The sequence below is a fragment of the Zoogloea oryzae genome (assembly GCF_030161255.1).
Lineage (GTDB): Bacteria > Pseudomonadota > Gammaproteobacteria > Burkholderiales > Rhodocyclaceae > Zoogloea > Zoogloea oryzae.
Map to the genome: position 1 here is coordinate 1 of NZ_BSPX01000249.1, position 795 is coordinate 795.

The window sequence follows — 795 nt, forward strand, 5'->3', positions numbered from 1 at the left end:
TGTTACAGTAAGACCTACGGAAACACGTATGGGTTCGGGGAAAGGATCACCGGAATTTTGGGTATCTGTTGTTAAACCGGGTCGAATACTTTATGAAATGGGTGGAGTCTCGGAAATTGTAGCTCGAGAAGCCTTTTCAATAGCAGCATCCAAAATGCCTATACGAACACAATTTATTAGAGGAATGTGAGACCGGACGAAAGGAATGGAATCCTTATGATGAAAAAAACAGGCGCAGGTTTTTACTTTCTGGACAAAAAATATTTGTTTTCCTTCTACCCTTTTTCCATTGAAAACAAAGATCAAAAAACAAAAAGGATATGATTCAACCTCAAACCTATTTAAATGTTGCGGACAACAGCGGGGCCAAAAAATTAATGTGTATTCGAATCCTAGGAGCGAGTAATCGCCGATATGCTCATATCGGTGATGTTATTGTAGCTGTAGTCAAAGAAGCAGTGCCGCATATGCCTCTACAAAGATCAGAAATAATCAGGGCTGTAATTGTACGTACACGTAAAGAACTTAAACGTGACAATGGTATGATAATCCAATACGATGACAATGCCGCAGTTGTGATTGATCAAGCAGGAAATCCAAAAGGAAGTCGGGTCTTTGGTGTGATCGCTTACGAATTGAGACAATTGAAATTTACGAAAATAGTATCATTAGCTCCTGAAGTATTCTAAATACTGAAAAAACCCGTTTATAGTAGGATATCTCAAGTATATTAAATGAGCTTGTAGACTTTCTCTCATGCATATACCTTGACTAAGAAAAAAACATAAAAAAATA

The 795-nt window shown here is 37.5% G+C and carries 2 protein-coding genes; both read left to right on the forward strand.

Annotated elements, in window-relative coordinates; translation table 11 throughout:
• A partial coding sequence (gene rplP / locus QQK25_RS24920; protein WP_284190092.1) for a 50S ribosomal protein L16 occupies positions 1 to 190 on the forward strand: 190 nt, incomplete at its 5' end.
• A 130-nt stretch (positions 191 to 320) separates the two neighbouring features.
• A complete protein-coding gene (gene rplN, locus QQK25_RS24925; RefSeq protein WP_284190093.1) occupies positions 321 to 689 on the forward strand; it encodes a 50S ribosomal protein L14 in 369 nt (122 codons plus the stop codon).
• The last annotated feature ends 106 nt before the right edge of the window (positions 690 to 795 follow it).

Coding starts and splice junctions, on each gene's coding strand:
- rplN (WP_284190093.1), top strand. CDS start 321: ATGATTCAACCTCAAACCTATTTAAATGTTGCGGACAACAGCGGGGCC.